Source organism: Vibrio sp. 2096, assembly GCF_033339595.1.
Taxonomy (GTDB): domain Bacteria; phylum Pseudomonadota; class Gammaproteobacteria; order Enterobacterales; family Vibrionaceae; genus Vibrio; species Vibrio alginolyticus.
The window spans coordinates 337,762-354,727 of record NZ_JAWOUX010000004.1; the positions used below are offsets into that span (position 1 = coordinate 337,762).

Genomic DNA, 16,966 nt, shown 5'->3' on the forward strand with positions numbered 1-16,966 from the left:
ACGCCAATTCACGACTTAATACAGCTTCATTTGCTCCTGCAGCCCAAACTTATTAATTTTTCTCCATAAGGTCGTGCGGCCAATTTGCAATGCTTTCGCCATATCATGCATTTTGCCATCACACTGATTCCAAGCCTGAACAATCGCTCTTCTCTCGGCTTCTTCTAACGTGATTACTGGCGTATTTTCTGCGGTATGGCGAGAATTCAGTTTAATGTCTTCAGGAATATCGTTCAGCTTGATTAAGTTGGAACTGCGGTTCAGCAAAATTCGCTCAGTTCGGTTTCTTAATTCAGAATTGTTGCCTGACCAACGAAAATTCATCAACGCTTCCAGTGCGACTGGCTCTATCGAGATCGTCACATTGTGGCGGCGTTCATAATGGCTGATAAGCTGCTGGACGAGAAATTCAATGTCTTCTTTACGCTTTCGTAGTGGCGGAATATGCAGCTCGTTCGAGGAGATTTCATAATAAAGTTGCCGACCAAATGAGCGCTGAGTGACATACTCGCTGATCTCTGAAGCGGTGCTGGTAATAAGTTGAAAGTCTACGGGGATCAATCGCAAACTGTCGCTGCGGCTGACGAGTCCAGTTTTTAACAACTTAAGTAGCACGGCTTGTAAATCGGGCGACAGATATTCCACCTTTTCTAAAAAGAGCGTACCGCCATGGGCGAGTTCAAACTTAGAAGGCATGCCTTGCCCTTCGTCGTAGCCTAGGGTTTCTTTGACCAGTTGCTCTGTATTGATGGAGCGGCAGTTGAGCGTAATGAACGGCCCTTCTTTGTAAGTGCTTTCGTTATGGATCGCCATGGCGAGAGTGGCTTTTCCTACACCTTCTTCACCCGTAATTAGAATCGGTGATTTGGACTTTATGGCCCGTTTTGCAACGGTAATGACATGCTTCATTTTTCGTGAAATGACAGGCAAAGTGCTGAACGTATAGCGCGCACTGCCACCTATTTGTTGTTGAGCAAGTTCGCGAATTTTATCGATAGGGTGCAAGAACAATAAGTGTGTGCCGTCGTTGAGTGGACGCAAGGTGATGATCGCTTCAACAAACTCGCCACGAACCTCTACCGTTGTGAGTTTACGGTTTATGCTCGCACCTGACTCAATACTAGTAAGGACATTCGGTGGGAAGCGCAAAACAGCAAAGACTTCTTTATCCAAGACCTGACTGGCTTCAATGTTTAACAAACGCTCGGACTGGTGATTTACCATGGTTATACGGCTTTCTTCATCCCAGGCCAGAAGGCCGTCATCCATGCATTCTAACGTTGCGTTGTGCGCACAAGTAAGGCGGTTCATGTTTTCTTGTTCCGACTGAATGTGGATTTGCAAGCTGACTTCTTTCGCGCTCGACGCGATGATGACTAAGTCTTCTTTCTTATAGCTTTCCGCTTTTCTGAAAAGGCATGTTGTACCGCGTAATTTGCCAAATTGGTCAAAAACAGGCGCCGCTACAGAGGCATAAGAGTGCAAGTGGCGATTGAAATGTTCGGCAGCAAAAACTTCACACGGGATATGAGTATTGATACAGAGATTGACTGCATTTGTGCCTATCTTTCCTTCGGAGAGAAAGCAGCCTTGTTTAATACCGAGCGCCTGCATCTCTTGTTGCATTGAGTTATGTCCCACAACAGATAGAACGCAGCCGTTGCCGTCAGTCACCATCAATACCAGGTCTTCGTCCCCTAGCATGTCGTAAGTGTCTTCAAGTACGGTCGTGGCGCATTCGATGAGATGTTCGTTGCGCTTCATTAGAGATGAGAAGGTAAATCCAGAGGCAATATGTGGTTTTGACCAAGTGTAAGGGCTGCATTGCTTTATGCAACGCTCCCACGACTCGAGGACGGGAGTGCGGGAAAATTCTGGAGATACCCAGTGGTGTTTCTGGAAAAACTCCCACTTAGTTTTAGTGTCTTCGATTGAAAGCATGCGATACCGTTTCAATACTAGCGATAGATTGGTCTGATGTTACAGAGACATCGGAATATGGACTGTGATGGCTTTCACGCACGTTGTATAGAAGAATGTGCAAAAAGAGGGGCGAGTTGAGGAGGCTTCCTTGCCAGTTTTTCGATTAAAAAGGGCTGTCTTTGCCGAGCTCATTGCAAATCTCGACAATGGCAAGTGAGAGCCCTGACTTAATGATTTGTTGTTGACGTTGCAGCTGTAGCTGATAAAACTCAAGGTCGATGTCGTCATCTGGTTCGCTGACTTCCAGTTGCACCATGCCCATTTTCTTCACCAAGTGCAGTTTCTTAATTGGTTCTAGAATATTCGGGTCAGTGAATTCGTAATCTGAAGCGTCACTATTGAGTTGGTTTTTGAGTTTGATGATGTCTTCGATGTCGTGGTAAATGTCATCGGGGAGCACTCCCAAGCCAAACAATAACTTCAAACGAACAGATAGATCGCCCAGCGGTCCAGAGTCTTGTAGCAGCGGACCGACAACCGATTGAACAGCGAAGTTATCTTTACGAAAGATTCTTTGCACCAACCCGTCGATCGAATCGTTAAAAACGTCGACTGCTGCAATGAAAAAGCCTCGTACCGATGGGGCGCTGTTTAATCGCTCAATGATCTCGGTTTCGTTGATGTTATCTGCCATATACTGAATACATTTCTAATTATTAGCTATCCCAACTCTTCAAGCAGAGAAGGACATAGAAGGGGAGCCGAGCTCCCCTAGGTAAATCAAAGTTGGTTGTAAAGTGTCTCGATTTGAGCCACTTCAGCACTGTCTTCTGCAAGACCTGTGTATGTCGCTAGCGTCTTCTTCACACCCACTTCTTTTAATGAGTTTTGTAGCTCTACGGCTTGTGGGTCAGTGTCGTTAGTGTACTTCAACGCAGCGGCAATGCCTTTCAAAAGTGTTTGATTTTCAGTGCCATACTCAATTGTACCGAGTAAAGGCTTCACTAATCTATCGTTTGCACCCAATTTTCGAATTGGTTGACGACCTACGCGATCCACCTCATCCACTAAGTATGGGTTGGCAAAGCGTCCCAGAATCTTCTCGATGTAGGCGTTGTGCATGTCACGGTCGAAGCCGTAACGTTTGATCAGCACTTCACCACTCTCTTGCATCGCCTGTTTTACTTCAGAATGAATACTTGGGTCTTCGATCGCTTCACGAATAGTGCGATGGCCTTTTAAGCAACCTAGGTAAGCGGTAATGCAGTGACCTGTATTGAGAGTGAACAGCTTACGCTCTACAAACGCCATTAGGTTGTTGGTTTTTTCCATGCCTGCGATGTCAGGGATTTCGCCCTTGAATTGCTGCTCATCCACAATCCATTCGCTAAAGCTCTCTACAGTGACTTCTAGTGGGTCATCGTTCGCCGCTTCTGCTGGTGGTACGATGCGGTCCACTGCGGAGTCGACGAAGCCAACTAGCTCGTCTGCTTTCGCGTGTAATGATTCATCCAAATGTTTGTACACTTCACCTTTTAGGTGAGTTGTGCCACGAACCATGTTTTCGCACGCGATGATGTTCAATGGTTTATCGTTACCTGCTGCAAAGCGTTTAGCAATGCCGGTAGCGATGGTTTTTGCAATGATGTCCAGTACGTTAGGGCCAACCGCTGTTGTTACCAAGTCGGTTTTTACAATGCGGTCGATGACATCTTCACTGGCTGAGTTTACCGCGGTGACGTGAGTTACTGTGTCGATTTGGCACTCAGTACCGACCACTTTTACTTTGTATTCTTGCTTGTGACTCAGTTGGTCTACGAGTGGAGCGTCAACGTCTGCAAATGTGACCTCGACTTCTGCATCTGCTAAGAGTTTTCCGATGAAGCCACGACCAATGTTACCTGCGCCAAAATGAACTGCGTTTTTCATAATTCTTACCTACCAATGTCTAAAATGTTGACTTACGAAACTAGGGGGAGGCCAACCGCATAGGGGGTGACAGCTGACCTCATTTGCCTCAGGAGCAAATTAAAGGGGTAATTAAGCCGCTTGTTGACCGCCAAGGATGTTCAGAATCTCTTCCACATCGTTGGTGCTGGTTAGCTTCTCAATTGCCTCCGGCTCATCGAGCGCGTTCGTAATGGTGGTAATCACCTGGATGTGCTCATCGTTCTTAGCGGCAATGCCGATAACCAGTTTCGCTACATCATCGTCGTCTTCAGTAAATTGGATACCCGATGGGTATTGGCAGATTACAATGCCGGTTTTCTTCACGCGGTCTTTCGCTTCTACCGTGCCGTGAGGTACTGCGATAGATTCGCCTAGGTAAGTAGAAACCAATGCTTCACGCTCAAACATCGCGTCTACGTATTCTGGTTCTGCGTAGCCAAGTTCGACCAACTTGTTGCCCGCGAAGCGAATCGCTTCTTCTTTGTTGGCAGCTTTCAAACCTAGGTGAATGTTTTCACGCTGGATTTGGAACACCGACGTTTGCTGTGGCTCGAAGTTGTCGTCGTTTGCTGCCACGAGCGAAACTTTTACCATTTGGTCGTCATTGGCTGCGGATTGGTTTTGCGCTGCTAGTAGTTTGGTGACTAGCTGGTTGTACATCTCGCTGTCTAGGAAGTTAGTCAATGAAATGTGGTGTGCGTTTGGAGCATGCTTACGTGCACGATCCGTTAAGTCTTTATGAGTAATCACGATATCTGCACTCTCTGGTAAGCTGTTAATGGCAAGGTTGGTTACGTGGATGTTCAGACCTGCGTCTTGAACCTTTTTGCGTAGCATGCTCGCGCCCATTGCACTCGAGCCCATGCCCGCATCACAAGCGACAATGATGCTTTGTACTGTCGCTAGGTCTACGTCACCTTTGCTTTGGTTGTTTACCACCGCATCGTTTTTAGATGCAGATTTCATGTCTTTCATTTGTGATGTTGCTTTTTCTAGTGCTGCTTCATCACCGTCTTCTTCTGTTGACGTTTGAGTCTTCATTAGCAGTGCTGCTACGGCGAATGACACGCCTGTTGCTGCTGCGATAGACGCTAGAACACCAACGATTGAGCCTTTCTGAGTCATCAACAAGATTGCAAAGATTGAACCTGGTGATGCTGGAGAAACGATACCTGCGTTAAAGATAGTTAGAACGAATACGCCAGTCATACCACCTGCGATAGCCGCAAGGATTAGGCGAGGGTTCATTAGGATGTATGGGAAGTAAATCTCGTGGATACCGCCGAAGAAGTGGATGATTGATGCACCACCTGCAGTTTGACGAGCCGTACCTTTACCAAACACCATGTAAGCTAGCAGGATACCTAGACCAGGACCAGGGTTTGCTTCGATTAGGAAGAAGATCGATTGACCTGTCTCAGACGCTTGTTGGATACCCAGTGGAGAGAAGATACCGTGGTTGATCGCGTTATTTAGGAACAGGATCTTCGCAGGTTCAACGAAGATTGAAGTCAGTGGTAGTAGGTGAGCAGAAACTAGGAAGTTAACGCCAGCCGCCAAGCCACCAGAAAGAATTTTTACGAATGGACCGATAAAGATGAAGGCAAGGATCGCACATAGCATGCCGATGATGCCCGCAGAGAAGTTGTTAACCAACATCTCGAAGCCACTTTTTACTTTACCATCGATGTAGTTATCGAATTTCTTGATAGCCCAGCCGCCCATTGGGCCGACCATCATTGCCCCCATAAACATTGGGATGTCTGTGCCGACAATCACACCCATTGTTGTGATTGCACCGACTACCGCACCACGATCGCCGCCAACTAATTTACCACCGGTGTAACCGATAAGTAGTGGCAGCAAGTAGGTAATCATTGGGCCAACCATAGAGGCTAACGTTTCGTTTGGTAGCCATCCAGTTGGGATAAATAGAGCAGTGATAAAGCCCCACGCGATAAACGCGCCGATGTTTGGCATTACCATGTTTGACAGAAAACGACCAAAATTTTGTATCTTGATCTTGGCATCTGGTGATATCATAACAATTCCCCGTTCGATGTTCTGATGAATCTTGTTGTAGTAAACGGTTCGCCAAAACCGTTTGTTTGATTGCTTAGTACCCAATCAATTTACCACACATTTTCCAATTGGAACTGACAACGGGTTTTTCGTGATCTACGCCCGCATTTCTTAGGCTGAGAAACGGTTTTTAAGTGACCAAGTTCAACTTATTAACTTGTAACTTAATAACAAAAAGCCACTTTCAAATCTGTCAATAAAAATCTTAGTGATCAATCCGATCTTCTGACAAATTTAAAATTAAAATACTTTGTGACTTTGATCACTTTTGATTTTTTTTGAAATTCGAATTAAATACTTGTAATGATCAATGTCACGTTTTGTATTGAGTTGTGGTGGATTTAAAGTGTGACCTGGATTTGTTTTTGTTTTTTGTGAAAGTTTGTGACGGAATTGGTGAGATAAATGCTATCTAGATCTTTCGATAGATTGTATCTATGAGAGTCTTTTCGGCGCACTTCACGGAGCACGCCTAATTAGTTGATGAAAGGGTAAATAAAGAGAGTCGCCACACGGTTCTTCTTGTGATTCCCAACTCTCTACTTAATCACTGTTCTTAATCATCGTTGCTATTAGTATGATAGACGAGGTAGTCATGAGCTTGCTCGCGTCCCATATACCTTGCCAACGTCTTTTCTTGAACATCGCGCAAATCCACCATAATCAATCCATCTAGAGCGTTATTGAATGCAGGGTCGATGTTGAAGCATACCAGCTTGCCATTGAGGCTTAAGTACTGACGCAGCAAAACGGGCACTCCTTTCCCTTCATCGATTCTGGCAATGACACGTGACAATAGCTGTAAATCACCCAGAGCGGTGAGCATGCTGGTATTCCAGTCACGGTGGTGCTCAGGAAGTGGGTTAGAAGGCGTGACGTATTCTGCACAGTTGTTGTCGTAGTGGTGCAGTGTCATTGATTGAGCCAGTAATTGACGTGCAGTATCGCTATAATCGTTGCTAATGCTTACCGGACCAAATAGGTGAGTGTAATCAGGATTTTGATGAACGAAGGTTGCGATGCCTTTCCACAGCAACAGTAGCGCGCTCATGCTCTTCTGATATTGCTGTGCAATCACTGAGCGCCCCATTTCGATGGATTTACCCATTTGGTCTATAAAGCGTTGGTCATAGTTAAACAACGTTCGTGAATACAGACCTGCTACGCCGCGCTTTTCAATCAGTTGATCAACTAGACCTAAACGATACGCGCCCACCAAGCATTGGTTTTCTCTGTCCCACACAAACAGATGCAGGTAATCATGATCGAAATGGTCAATGTCTATTGCTAGTCCTGTCCCTTCGCCAACCTGTCGAAAATTGAGCTCACGTAGGCGACCAATTTCATGCAGTAGGGAAGGGATGTTCTGCGACTCCGTGCAGTAAACATCGAACTCACCACTTGTTAGCAGCTTGGACTCTTTTGGTAAGTTGTTCAGCTCTTCAAGCAATTCGCCTACGGGTAACCCTGCCGCTATTGGAGAGAGCATTTCTGATGAAGAAGAAGGCTTCACTGAATGGGTTTCACGATTGAGCAAGTAAGTGTTGAGCCGCAAATAGTTCACCACTTGATCATCGTTAAGTGTGTTGATCTCTTTGAATTTGATCACTTGGCCAAAAGATAAATCAATGGTTTGCGCATGTTTGTTTAGCAACTCTCGACCAAGCAGTAGGGTACGCAAAAGTGGATGGATTTTCCCTGCCATATAGAAGCGTTTCGAGTTCTGACCACTGATGAACACTGGAACTGTTGTTGCTTTGTTTTTTCGGATTAGGCTGCTTACGCTTCGACTCCACGCTTTGTCTTCCAAGCGTTGCTGTTTGGCATCGACTAACTGGGAAACCTCGCCGGCAGGAAAGACAAGCAATAAGCCGCCACTTGCGAGGTGTTTATTGGCCGCTCTCAGGGCTTTCATATTCGATTTGACGGCGTCTTTGCCTTCAAATACATCGACACCAATAAAGAGCTGATCTAACTCCGGCACGGTTTTCAGGTATTGATTGGCTAGGATTTGGATATCGTCTCTGACCATCAACAGTAATTCAGCCAAGATCACGCCTTCCACACAACCAAGCGGATGGTTCGCCACAATGACGGTAGCACCTTGTTTGGGAACTGAATCGAGTGAACCATGAGCAATACGATAGTCGATACCTAAGACATCCAGCGTGAAGCGGAGAAAAGTTTTGGTATCGGCATTAACGGGGCGTTGGGCGTAGAACTTATCAAGTTGGTTTAAACCGGTTGCCCATTCAGCAACGTTTTCACCAATGCCAAACGGCGTTTTACGTGGGAGACGAAAAGGGGTCGAACTATCCATATTTACCTCAGCGTACAAGTTGCTGATTGGATAGTAGAAATTACAGATGACAATTCAGAGGCAAAAGCATGAGCCTTTGGTGACAAACCAATGAAGCTTTATTGACTAAAGAAAACGGTATATCACTGTGCTATGAATCAAAACTCGCGTTATGTCTCCCTCTTAAAACAAGAGATAGGCTATCTTATCTAGAACAAAGATTAAGCTAAGTTGATATTTATCAGGGGGAAATAATGGAACGAGTTTCCAATAAAGCAGCACTTTGGATTGGGCTAAGTTTGATACTTGGTCTTGGCATACTTGGCTATTTTATGCAGCAGACGGCGGTGAAATACCGAGCCTATGAAAGAGTCGTGACAGTAAAAGGTTTGTCGGAGCGTGAGTATCCTGCTGATACGGTGATTTGGCCGATTCAATTTACTCTAGCGAGTAATGATATGGGAGCCATGTTTGATGAAATTGACCAGCAAACCCGTTTGATTTTGGACTTTCTAAGTGCCAAAGGGCTTCCTGAAACCAGCGTTTCCCTTTCTTCCCCAGCGGTCATTGACAGAAAAGCACAGCAATATGGGAGCGAGCAAGACATTGAGTATCGTTATTTGGCCTCGCGAACCGTTACGGTTTATAGCCAGAGTGTTGATGTTGTTCGAGCGGCAATCAATGAAATAGGTGAGCTAGGAAAGCAAGGCGTTTTGCTTAACCAAGATCCTTATGCAAATCGTGTTGAGTACAGCTTTACTAAGCTGAATGATGTGAAGCCAGACATGATCGAAGAAGCGACTAAGAATGCGCGTGAAGTGGCTGAGAAATTTGCGAAAGACTCACAGAGTTCACTGGGTAAGATCAAACGTGCAACTCAAGGGCAGTTCTCGATTTATGACCGAGACAGCAACACGCCTTACATTAAGAAAGTACGAGTGGTATCGACGGTTCAATATTACTTATCTGATTAAAGTTGCGCTCATATAGTCAATAGTTGGTCGTTCCATCACCTTCTATTTGTAGAGGTATCTATGCTCTGTGATAGGGAAATCAGTCTTCGCTGACGCTATATACAAGTACTTTTTTATAAAACTAAGTTCTTAACAGTGATGAGGTGAGTTTGATAATAATCAAGCTCACTTGTTTCTTATGAGCGTAAGTTAGTATGACTTATTGCTAGAAGGAATTAGTATCATGGCATACAAGCACTTTGTTAGAGAACTACTGGGTTTAGCGATTGTTGTCTCTGTCGTCTTTGGCGTATTAGGCGTGATGTTAGAGCTCTTCGCACTGACGGCACTTTGGGAGCATCAGCAAACGATAGCCGATGTTTTTTTCCATGAATCTCTCTACTTCATCGTATTTTTAATCCCACCATACTTCCTCTGGAAGTTGATTAACCGCCCTGAATTGGTTTCTGCTGATCAAGCTTATTTGGCAATGAAGTTAGAGGCTGAAAGTCGATAATGAGTCGATTTAGTGAGTAATGAAAAGAAGAGGCTATGAGAAAACATTAGCCTCTTTTCTATCTGATTCGTGGGGCAAAGTATTCGCTGCTTTATTGATTAAAAAGCTGCTTCGATTGTGCCTTTGAAAGTGCGATCGAGATAATCACGAATCGCTTGAGATTGATAAATAGAAACGAACTTTTTATACGCTTCATTATTTTTGTCTGCGTCACGAGTGGCGATGACCATGACTGCTAATGGGGCGTCTTTTGCTTCAAGATAGATACTGTGTTTCTTCGGATCTAAACCAGAAGACATTACGTAGTTCATTGTAATCGCAGCCGCGTCCACATCATCTAATGTTCTTGGTAGCTGAGCGGCATCTACCTCGACAAATTCAAATGATTTTGCGTTTTTTTTGATATCAGTTAGGGCGGCTTTATGGCCAACACCCTGTTTCAGCTCAATTAAACCTGCATCGGCGAGTAGCAACAGACCACGACCACCGTTGGTAGGGTCATTTGGAAGCGCTATACGTGCATTGTTTGGAAGCTCTTGCAGTGAGCGATACTTATTGGAATAAAGCCCCATACGCATAAGAATGGACTGACCAATTGATACTAATTGGGCGTTATGGCTACTGTTGAAGTTGTCTAAAAATGGCTGGTGCTGATAGCTATTAATATCGATGCTACCATCGCTAAGAGCGGCATTAGGTGTCACGTAGTCAGAAAACTCAATGACTTCGACATTCAAACCTTGCTTCGCTGCTTCCTTCGCTACCGCCTCGACTACTTGTGCATGTGGCCCAACTGTCGCGCCCACTTTAATGACAGAGTCATCTTTTTCTCCACAAGCGCTTAAGCCGACTACTGCCGTGAGAATCAAAGCTAGTTTCTTTAAGTGACCAATATTTTTCATTGTAGCTCCATTTTTGTTTTAGACGTCCATACGTTTATATGTCCATCCTATCAGAAGTTGTCTGAGGGTCAATGGTTTAAATCACGAGCAGACATTTTGTTTCTATTGCTCGTATAGAAAGCCAGATAATAGTTAAAGAAGAGGGGAAGAAGAAAAGCTATTACGAGGTTAGTGACGAGTTACCGCAACCGAAACTGTACCCAAAGATATAAGATACAAAAAAGGCGTAGTAGGTATTAACCTGCTACGCCTTTCGAAATATGGTGGCCCCTCGCAGACTTGAACTGCGGACCAATCGATTATGAGTCGACTGCTCTAACCACTGAGCTAAGGGGCCTTAATAGGACAACGATTATAGGGGAAGCGTTGCAAGGTGTCTAGATACCAACTAGGGCAATTGCGCTTAGTTTTTATCCACTTAGAACAGTAGATAATAAAAAAGGTGACCTAAAGTCACCTTTTTTGATTTCTAAAAGCTTGTATGCGCTGCGATTATTCGTCTAGGAAGCTGCGCAGAGTCTCTGAGCGGCTTGGGTGACGAAGTTTACGTAGTGCTTTTGCTTCGATCTGACGGATACGCTCACGAGTAACGTCGAACTGCTTACCAACTTCTTCTAGAGTATGGTCAGTGTTCATGTCAATACCAAAACGCATACGAAGTACTTTCGCTTCACGTGGCGTTAGACCTGCAAGCACGTCTTTTGTTGCCACCTTAAGGCTAGTTGCAGTTGCAGAATCTAGCGGAAGTTCTAGCGTTGTATCTTCGATAAAATCACCTAGATGCGAATCTTCGTCGTCACCGATTGGTGTCTCCATTGAGATAGGCTCTTTAGCGATTTTTAGAACTTTACGAATCTTGTCTTCTGGCATTTGCATGCGCTCTGCCAGTTCTTCCGGTAGTGGCTCGCGACCCATCTCTTGCAACATTTGACGAGAAATACGGTTTAGCTTGTTGATCGTTTCGATCATGTGTACCGGGATACGAATCGTACGTGCTTGGTCCGCGATTGAACGAGTGATTGCCTGACGGATCCACCACGTTGCGTAAGTCGAGAACTTGTAACCACGACGATATTCGAACTTATCTACCGCTTTCATCAGACCGATGTTACCTTCCTGGATCAGATCCAAGAACTGTAGGCCACGGTTGGTGTATTTCTTCGCGATAGAAATTACAAGACGCAAGTTCGCTTCAACCATCTCTTTCTTCGCACGGCGAGCTTTTGCTTCACCGATAGACATACGACGGCTGATGTCTTTAATGTTCTGTACGTTTAGAGAAGTCTCTTCTTCAATCATTTTTAGCTTAGCGATTGAACGACGGATTTCTTCTTCGTTACGTTTGATCTTTTCAGCGTATGGCTTGTCTGAAGCAAGAACTTCATCCAGCCAAGCTTCACTTGATTCATTACCAGTGAACAGCGCGATGAATGATTTCTTCGGCATTTTGCCGTATTCAACCACAGACTTCATGATCAGACGCTCTTGTGTACGAACGCGATCCATAGCAGTACGCAGTTCATTCACTAGGTGATCAAACTGTTTAGGCGTTAGACGAAACTCGCGGAATACGTCTAGCATCATTTCATTAGCAACGGTTGCTTTCGGGCTGTTATAGCCGTACTCGTTGATTGCTAATTGAAGATTTTGATAGGTGCTGCGTAGTTGGTTGAATTTCTCTAGCGCTAATTCAGGATCGATACCTACATCTTCTTCAGAATCATCTGAATCGTCATCGCTATCTTCGTCGTCATCAACGTCTTCATCGTCTTCTTCTTCTAACTGAGATTCAGTCAGTTCAGAACCGATGTGTGTTGCCGTTGGTGCAGCGGTGTCGTCAGCATCTGGATCTACAAAACCTGAAATTAGGTCTGTAAGACGTAGTTCTTCAGCTTGAACTTTGTCAAATTGCTCAAGAATGTACGGAATTGTGCCTGGGTATTCAGCAACAGACGATTGAACTTGGTTAATACCTTCTTCAATACGTTTTGCGATGTCGATTTCGCCTTCGCGAGTTAGAAGTTCGACAGTACCCATCTCACGCATGTACATACGTACTGGGTCTGTTGTACGACCAATCTCACTCTCTACGCTAGAAAGTGCAGCGGCTGCAGCTTCGGCTGCATCTTCATCGGTAATATTTGTGTCATCGTTCAGTGCTAAATCATCAGCATCAGGAGCAGTTTCTACTACCTTAATGCCCATGTCGTTGATCATCTGAATGATGTCTTCTACCTGTTCTGAATCTACGATTTCAGCAGGTAGGTGGTCATTTACTTCGGCGTAGGTCAGATAGCCTTGTTCCTTGCCTTTAATAACAAGTGACTTTAGCTGTGACTGCGGATTGTGATCCATAGACGGTATCCAACTTCGTAATCTGGTGAAGGAATCAGTATGCGAAATGCAAACCACTTACTATAACAAATTAAATCGTTGCTGACTAATTAAACAGGGTTACGCTTTTAAATCTAGCATAAGTGCTAGCAGCTCCCTTTTCTCTTCGGCTGATAAACCGACACTTCTTGCTTTGGCCTGCAGGTTTTCAATTTGTTTTTCTACGCACTGGGCAATAATTTTATCCAGTGAGTCTAAAAAGATTTCTTCTTGGTTGTCCTCATCGAGTGGAATGTCCCAACTCGCGAGACGAGACAGAAGGGTCTCATTTTGGCTGTTTCGCCAATGCTCTAATAATTGGCCTGTGTTGATATGGGGATGCGCTTGGCATTTATCAAGTACATCAACAAATAAACTTAGACCAGGAATGGGCAAATCTCTAACGCTAGTTAGATCTGGCACCATACTTACGTATTGTGGGTTTTGAATCAGTAACGCGATCACTTCTCGCATCGGCGTTCGCTTGATTTCTTTATGAGGTTGAGGCCTTTTATCCTCTTTACCTTGTTTTGAAATTAGCTGCTGTAGTTGGCGTTCATCAACCAAACCCAAACGGCGGCCAAGCAATTCTCTCAAGTATAGTCTTAAAGTGCCGCCAGGGACTTTATCAATGAGAGGAACCGCAAGAGTACTCAGTTTTGCCATGCCTTCTTTCGTGCTCATATCGACCTGCTGAGTCAATGAGCTGAACATGAATTCAGACAAGGGCATCGCATTAGACACTTGCTGCTCAAATGCTTGTTTTCCGTTTTGTCGGATATAAGAGTCGGGATCTTCTCCATCCGGCAAAAACATGAATTTTAACTGGCGACCATCCGTTAGGTAAGGCAATGCATTTTCCATGGCACGCCACGCGGCTTCACGGCCTGCGCGGTCACCGTCATAACAACACACTACGGTGCTTGTTTGCCTGAATAACACTTGCAAGTGATCGCCCGTTGTCGAGGTTCCCAATGAGGCAACGGAATAATCTACGCCATATTGAGCAAGCGCGACAACATCCATATAGCCTTCAACCACTAAAATTTGTGGTGGCTCACGATACGCTTGTAGTACTTCATAAAGGCCATACAACTCTTTACCTTTATGAAATATCGGGGTTTCGGGTGAGTTGAGATATTTTGGTGTCCCATCACCTAATACTCGACCACCAAAGCCTATTACTCGGCCGCGTCTATCTCGAATAGGAAACATCACTCGACCACGGAATCGGTCGTAGCGGTTGCCTTTATCGTTTTCAATCAACATGCCGCCTGTGACGAGCATGTCTTGGTTTTCTTTATTGTGGCCAAAGTTCTTACGAACTAAATCCCATTCATCAGCCACATAGCCGATGCCAAACTTCTGGACGATTTCACCAGACAGGCCGCGATCTTTTAGATACTCAATCGCCACCTTACTTGCTGGCTGTTTGAGTTGGTTACGATAAAATTGAGCAATGCTGCCCATTAAGTCGTATAGGTTACGTTTTTCACTGCTGCTTGCTTGTGGGCCTGATTGAAACGAACCATTACCGCCGCTACGTTGTTCGCGAGGAACATCTAAACCCAAGTATGAAGCGAGTTCTTCAATGGCTTCGACGAATTCTAGTCGGTCGAATTCCATCAAAAAATCGATGGCATTTCCATGCGCGCCACAACCAAAACAATGGTAGAACTGCTTTTCTTGACTGACACTGAATGAGGGTGTCTTTTCGTTGTGGAACGGGCAGCATGCGCCGTAGTTTTTGCCTTTTTTCTTAAGTTTCACACGTGCGTCGATGATATCGACAATATCAAGTCGAGCTAGAAGGTCATCGATAAAACTGCGAGGGATGTGTCCAGCCATAAAACCTAACAAAAAAAGAAGATGATGAGTGGAGTGAATGCCTTAAAAGAATGAGCGTATTGCCCATTGATTTCATTCCATCCATCCAGATACAAACAAGCCGTGCGCTCCAAAGGATAGCACGGCTTGCTGCAATTGGGTGGGGTACCTTAAGCCAATTTAGCGCGAACTAAACCGCTTACTTTACCCATATCTGCACGCCCTTGAATTTGCGGTTTCAGAACGCCCATTACTTTGCCCATGTCTTGCATGCCAGCTGCGCCAGATTCAGCAATCGCGTTCTCGATGAGAGCCGCTACTTCTTCGTCTGTCAGTGGTTGAGGCATAAAGTCCTCAAGAACGGTAATTTCTGCTTGTTCCGCATCAGCAAGATCTTGACGACCCGCTGCTTCAAACTGCGCTACAGAATCGCGACGTTGTTTAACCATCTTGGTCAATACTGCAAGAATGTCGTCATCGTTCAGAGTAATCTGTTCGTCAACTTCACGTTGCTTGATTGCTGATAGGGCTAAACGAATAGTACCAAGGCGCAATTTGTCCTTGGCTTTCATCGCTAATTTTTGCTCTTCTTTGAGTTGATCAATCAGAGCCATAACTAAATTCCTTTTGGAGCTCAGTTATTAGTACAGGCGAACGCGACGAGCGTTTTCGCGAGCTAGCTTCTTAGCGTGACGCTTTTGAGCTGCTGCTTTAGCGCGTTTGCGAACTGTAGTTGGTTTTTCGTAGTGCTCACGACGACGCACTTCAGAAAGGATACCTGCTTTTTCGCAAGAGCGCTTAAAACGACGTAGAGCAACGTCGAACGGTTCGTTTTCACGTACTTTAACTACTGGCATATGCCTTTCACCTCAGGGGTTATTCGTTAACGCTGGTATTCAACAGACCAAATCACAATTGTTAGGTCTCTTACCAGCTTGATCAAAAATGGTGCGGAATTTTAATCCGATCACAACTACTTTGTAAAGCCTTTTGTCGATTATTGTCTGTACAAAATTTGTTTGCAGCACCAAGGCGAGGTAATATGACGCCCAAATTTCCTCTATACAGAAAGCATACTGAGAAAACCATGCGCATTATTGGTATTGAAACCTCTTGTGACGAGACTGGCATCGCAATTTATGACGATGAAAACGGTCTCTTGTCACACAAGCTATACAGCCAAGTAAAACTGCACGCAGATTACGGCGGTGTGGTGCCTGAGTTGGCTTCACGTGACCACGTAAAGAAAACCATTCCTCTTATTAAAGAGGCACTAAAAGAAGCGAACTTAACTTCAAAAGACATCGATGGTGTCGCGTATACCGCGGGGCCTGGTCTTGTTGGGGCGCTATTAGTGGGTGCGACTATCGGTCGCAGTATTGCTTATGCTTGGGGAGTGCCAGCGGTACCTGTTCATCATATGGAAGGTCACCTATTGGCCCCAATGTTGGAAGATAACCCTCCACCGTTCCCGTTTGTGGCGGTATTAGTATCGGGCGGTCACTCTATGATGGTGGAAGTGAGAGGCATCGGTGAGTACAAAATTCTAGGTGAGTCGATTGATGATGCGGCGGGCGAAGCGTTTGATAAAACAGCGAAGCTAATGGGTTTGGATTACCCAGGCGGTCCACTATTATCTAAACTGGCGGAAAAAGGTACACCGGGCCGCTTTAAGTTCCCGCGCCCAATGACGAATGTGCCCGGTTTGGACATGAGTTTCTCTGGTCTAAAAACCTTTACGGCTAACACGATTGCTGCAAACGGTGATGACGAGCAAACCCGCGCGGACATCGCATTGGCATTTGAAGAGGCTGTGTGTGCTACGTTGGCTATTAAATGTAAGCGCGCGCTTGAGCAAACAGGCATGAAACGCATTGTTATTGCTGGTGGTGTGAGTGCTAACCGTCGTTTGCGAGCTGAGTTAGAGAAGTTAGCGAAGAAAGTTGGCGGCGAAGTTTACTACCCACGTACTGAGTTCTGTACAGATAACGGTGCGATGATCGCTTACGCAGGCATGCAGCGCTTGAAGAATGGCGAAGTGGCTGATATGTCAGTAGAGGCTCGTCCACGTTGGCCAATTGATCAACTAACACCTGTCGCTTAGTCAAATTTATGCGGTAGGTTTGAAACCGGTTCTGTG

At 45.1% G+C, this 16,966-nt stretch carries 13 protein-coding genes and 1 tRNA gene; 3 read left to right on the top strand and 11 right to left on the bottom strand.

What is annotated here, in order from left to right; all coding sequences use genetic code 11:
* Nucleotides 1–15: 15 nt before the first annotated feature.
* From dhaR to R7Q41_RS10395, 5 genes are all read right to left on the bottom strand, one after another.
* Nucleotides 16–1,941, bottom strand: a complete 1,926-nt coding sequence (dhaR, locus tag R7Q41_RS10375; protein ID WP_238970180.1) for a dihydroxyacetone kinase operon transcriptional regulator DhaR — start codon at nucleotides 1,939–1,941, stop codon at nucleotides 16–18.
* Between the two features lie 145 nt (nucleotides 1,942–2,086).
* A complete protein-coding gene (locus R7Q41_RS10380; RefSeq protein ID WP_005379708.1) occupies nucleotides 2,087–2,617 on the bottom strand; it encodes an MltR family transcriptional regulator in 531 nt (176 codons plus the stop codon).
* Nucleotides 2,618–2,703: 86 nt separating this feature from the next.
* Nucleotides 2,704–3,852: a mannitol-1-phosphate 5-dehydrogenase gene (locus R7Q41_RS10385; protein ID WP_238970181.1), complete on the bottom strand. Its 1,149-nt coding sequence runs from the start codon at nucleotides 3,850–3,852 to the stop codon at nucleotides 2,704–2,706.
* Between the two features lie 111 nt (nucleotides 3,853–3,963).
* Nucleotides 3,964–5,916: a PTS mannitol transporter subunit IICBA gene (locus R7Q41_RS10390; RefSeq protein ID WP_213885591.1), complete on the bottom strand. Its 1,953-nt coding sequence runs from the start codon at nucleotides 5,914–5,916 to the stop codon at nucleotides 3,964–3,966.
* A 595-nt stretch (nucleotides 5,917–6,511) separates the two neighbouring features.
* Complete coding sequence (locus R7Q41_RS10395; RefSeq protein ID WP_064377418.1) at nucleotides 6,512–8,275, bottom strand: lysophospholipid acyltransferase family protein; 1,764 nt, start codon at nucleotides 8,273–8,275, stop codon at nucleotides 6,512–6,514.
* Between the two features lie 233 nt (nucleotides 8,276–8,508).
* Here R7Q41_RS10395 and R7Q41_RS10400 point away from each other — a divergent pair, with 233 nt between their 5' ends.
* Together R7Q41_RS10400 and R7Q41_RS10405 are read left to right on the top strand one after the other, a co-directional pair.
* Nucleotides 8,509–9,228 carry an SIMPL domain-containing protein gene (locus tag R7Q41_RS10400; protein WP_005379714.1) on the top strand — a complete coding sequence of 240 codons (720 nt, stop codon included), beginning with the start codon at nucleotides 8,509–8,511 and terminating at the stop codon, nucleotides 9,226–9,228.
* Nucleotides 9,229–9,451: 223 nt separating this feature from the next.
* The gene (locus tag R7Q41_RS10405; RefSeq protein ID WP_318144487.1) at nucleotides 9,452–9,724 is read left to right on the top strand and encodes a D-fructose-6-phosphate amidotransferase; all 273 of its coding nucleotides are present in this window, start codon (nucleotides 9,452–9,454) and stop codon (nucleotides 9,722–9,724) included.
* A 98-nt stretch (nucleotides 9,725–9,822) separates the two neighbouring features.
* On the opposite strand, the gene R7Q41_RS10410 is transcribed toward R7Q41_RS10405, so the two are convergent.
* The 6 genes from R7Q41_RS10410 to rpsU form a co-directional block, all read right to left on the bottom strand.
* Nucleotides 9,823–10,626 (bottom strand): MetQ/NlpA family ABC transporter substrate-binding protein, encoded by an 804-nt coding sequence (locus R7Q41_RS10410; RefSeq protein ID WP_268979666.1) that lies wholly within the window; start codon nucleotides 10,624–10,626, stop codon nucleotides 9,823–9,825.
* 261 nt (nucleotides 10,627–10,887) lie between these two features.
* Nucleotides 10,888–10,963: transfer RNA gene (locus tag R7Q41_RS10415), tRNA-Ile, on the bottom strand.
* A gap of 155 nt (nucleotides 10,964–11,118) precedes the next feature.
* Entirely contained in the window at nucleotides 11,119–12,981 is a 1,863-nt protein-coding gene (gene rpoD, locus R7Q41_RS10420; protein WP_005395986.1) for an RNA polymerase sigma factor RpoD, read from the bottom strand.
* Between the two features lie 99 nt (nucleotides 12,982–13,080).
* Entirely contained in the window at nucleotides 13,081–14,847 is a 1,767-nt protein-coding gene (gene dnaG, locus R7Q41_RS10425; protein WP_213965520.1) for a DNA primase, read from the bottom strand.
* A 149-nt stretch (nucleotides 14,848–14,996) separates the two neighbouring features.
* Nucleotides 14,997–15,440, bottom strand: coding sequence for a GatB/YqeY domain-containing protein (locus R7Q41_RS10430; RefSeq protein ID WP_005379720.1), 444 nt, complete (start codon nucleotides 15,438–15,440; stop codon nucleotides 14,997–14,999).
* Between the two features lie 27 nt (nucleotides 15,441–15,467).
* Nucleotides 15,468–15,683: a 30S ribosomal protein S21 gene (rpsU, locus tag R7Q41_RS10435; RefSeq protein WP_001145625.1), complete on the bottom strand. Its 216-nt coding sequence runs from the start codon at nucleotides 15,681–15,683 to the stop codon at nucleotides 15,468–15,470.
* Between the two features lie 230 nt (nucleotides 15,684–15,913).
* Between rpsU and tsaD the strand changes: the two genes are divergently transcribed.
* Complete coding sequence (tsaD, locus tag R7Q41_RS10440; RefSeq protein WP_005379854.1) at nucleotides 15,914–16,930, top strand: tRNA (adenosine(37)-N6)-threonylcarbamoyltransferase complex transferase subunit TsaD; 1,017 nt, start codon at nucleotides 15,914–15,916, stop codon at nucleotides 16,928–16,930.
* Nucleotides 16,931–16,966 lie beyond the last annotated feature (36 nt).

Excerpts from the sequence above, each read along its gene's own strand:
- tsaD (WP_005379854.1), top strand. The coding sequence starts at position 15,914 with ATGCGCATTATTGGTATTGAAACCTCTTGTGACGAGACTGGCATCGCA.
- R7Q41_RS10395 (WP_064377418.1), bottom strand. The coding sequence starts at position 8,275 with ATGGATAGTTCGACCCCTTTTCGTCTCCCACGTAAAACGCCGTTTGGC.
- R7Q41_RS10390 (WP_213885591.1), bottom strand. The coding sequence starts at position 5,916 with ATGATATCACCAGATGCCAAGATCAAGATACAAAATTTTGGTCGTTTT.
- R7Q41_RS10385 (WP_238970181.1), bottom strand. The coding sequence starts at position 3,852 with ATGAAAAACGCAGTTCATTTTGGCGCAGGTAACATTGGTCGTGGCTTC.
- R7Q41_RS10380 (WP_005379708.1), bottom strand. The coding sequence starts at position 2,617 with ATGGCAGATAACATCAACGAAACCGAGATCATTGAGCGATTAAACAGC.
- R7Q41_RS10410 (WP_268979666.1), bottom strand. The coding sequence starts at position 10,626 with ATGAAAAATATTGGTCACTTAAAGAAACTAGCTTTGATTCTCACGGCA.
- R7Q41_RS10430 (WP_005379720.1), bottom strand. The coding sequence starts at position 15,440 with ATGGCTCTGATTGATCAACTCAAAGAAGAGCAAAAATTAGCGATGAAA.
- dhaR (WP_238970180.1), bottom strand. The coding sequence starts at position 1,941 with ATGCTTTCAATCGAAGACACTAAAACTAAGTGGGAGTTTTTCCAGAAA.
- rpsU (WP_001145625.1), bottom strand. The coding sequence starts at position 15,683 with ATGCCAGTAGTTAAAGTACGTGAAAACGAACCGTTCGACGTTGCTCTA.
- R7Q41_RS10400 (WP_005379714.1), top strand. The coding sequence starts at position 8,509 with ATGGAACGAGTTTCCAATAAAGCAGCACTTTGGATTGGGCTAAGTTTG.
- rpoD (WP_005395986.1), bottom strand. The coding sequence starts at position 12,981 with ATGGATCACAATCCGCAGTCACAGCTAAAGTCACTTGTTATTAAAGGC.
- dnaG (WP_213965520.1), bottom strand. The coding sequence starts at position 14,847 with ATGGCTGGACACATCCCTCGCAGTTTTATCGATGACCTTCTAGCTCGA.
- R7Q41_RS10405 (WP_318144487.1), top strand. The coding sequence starts at position 9,452 with ATGGCATACAAGCACTTTGTTAGAGAACTACTGGGTTTAGCGATTGTT.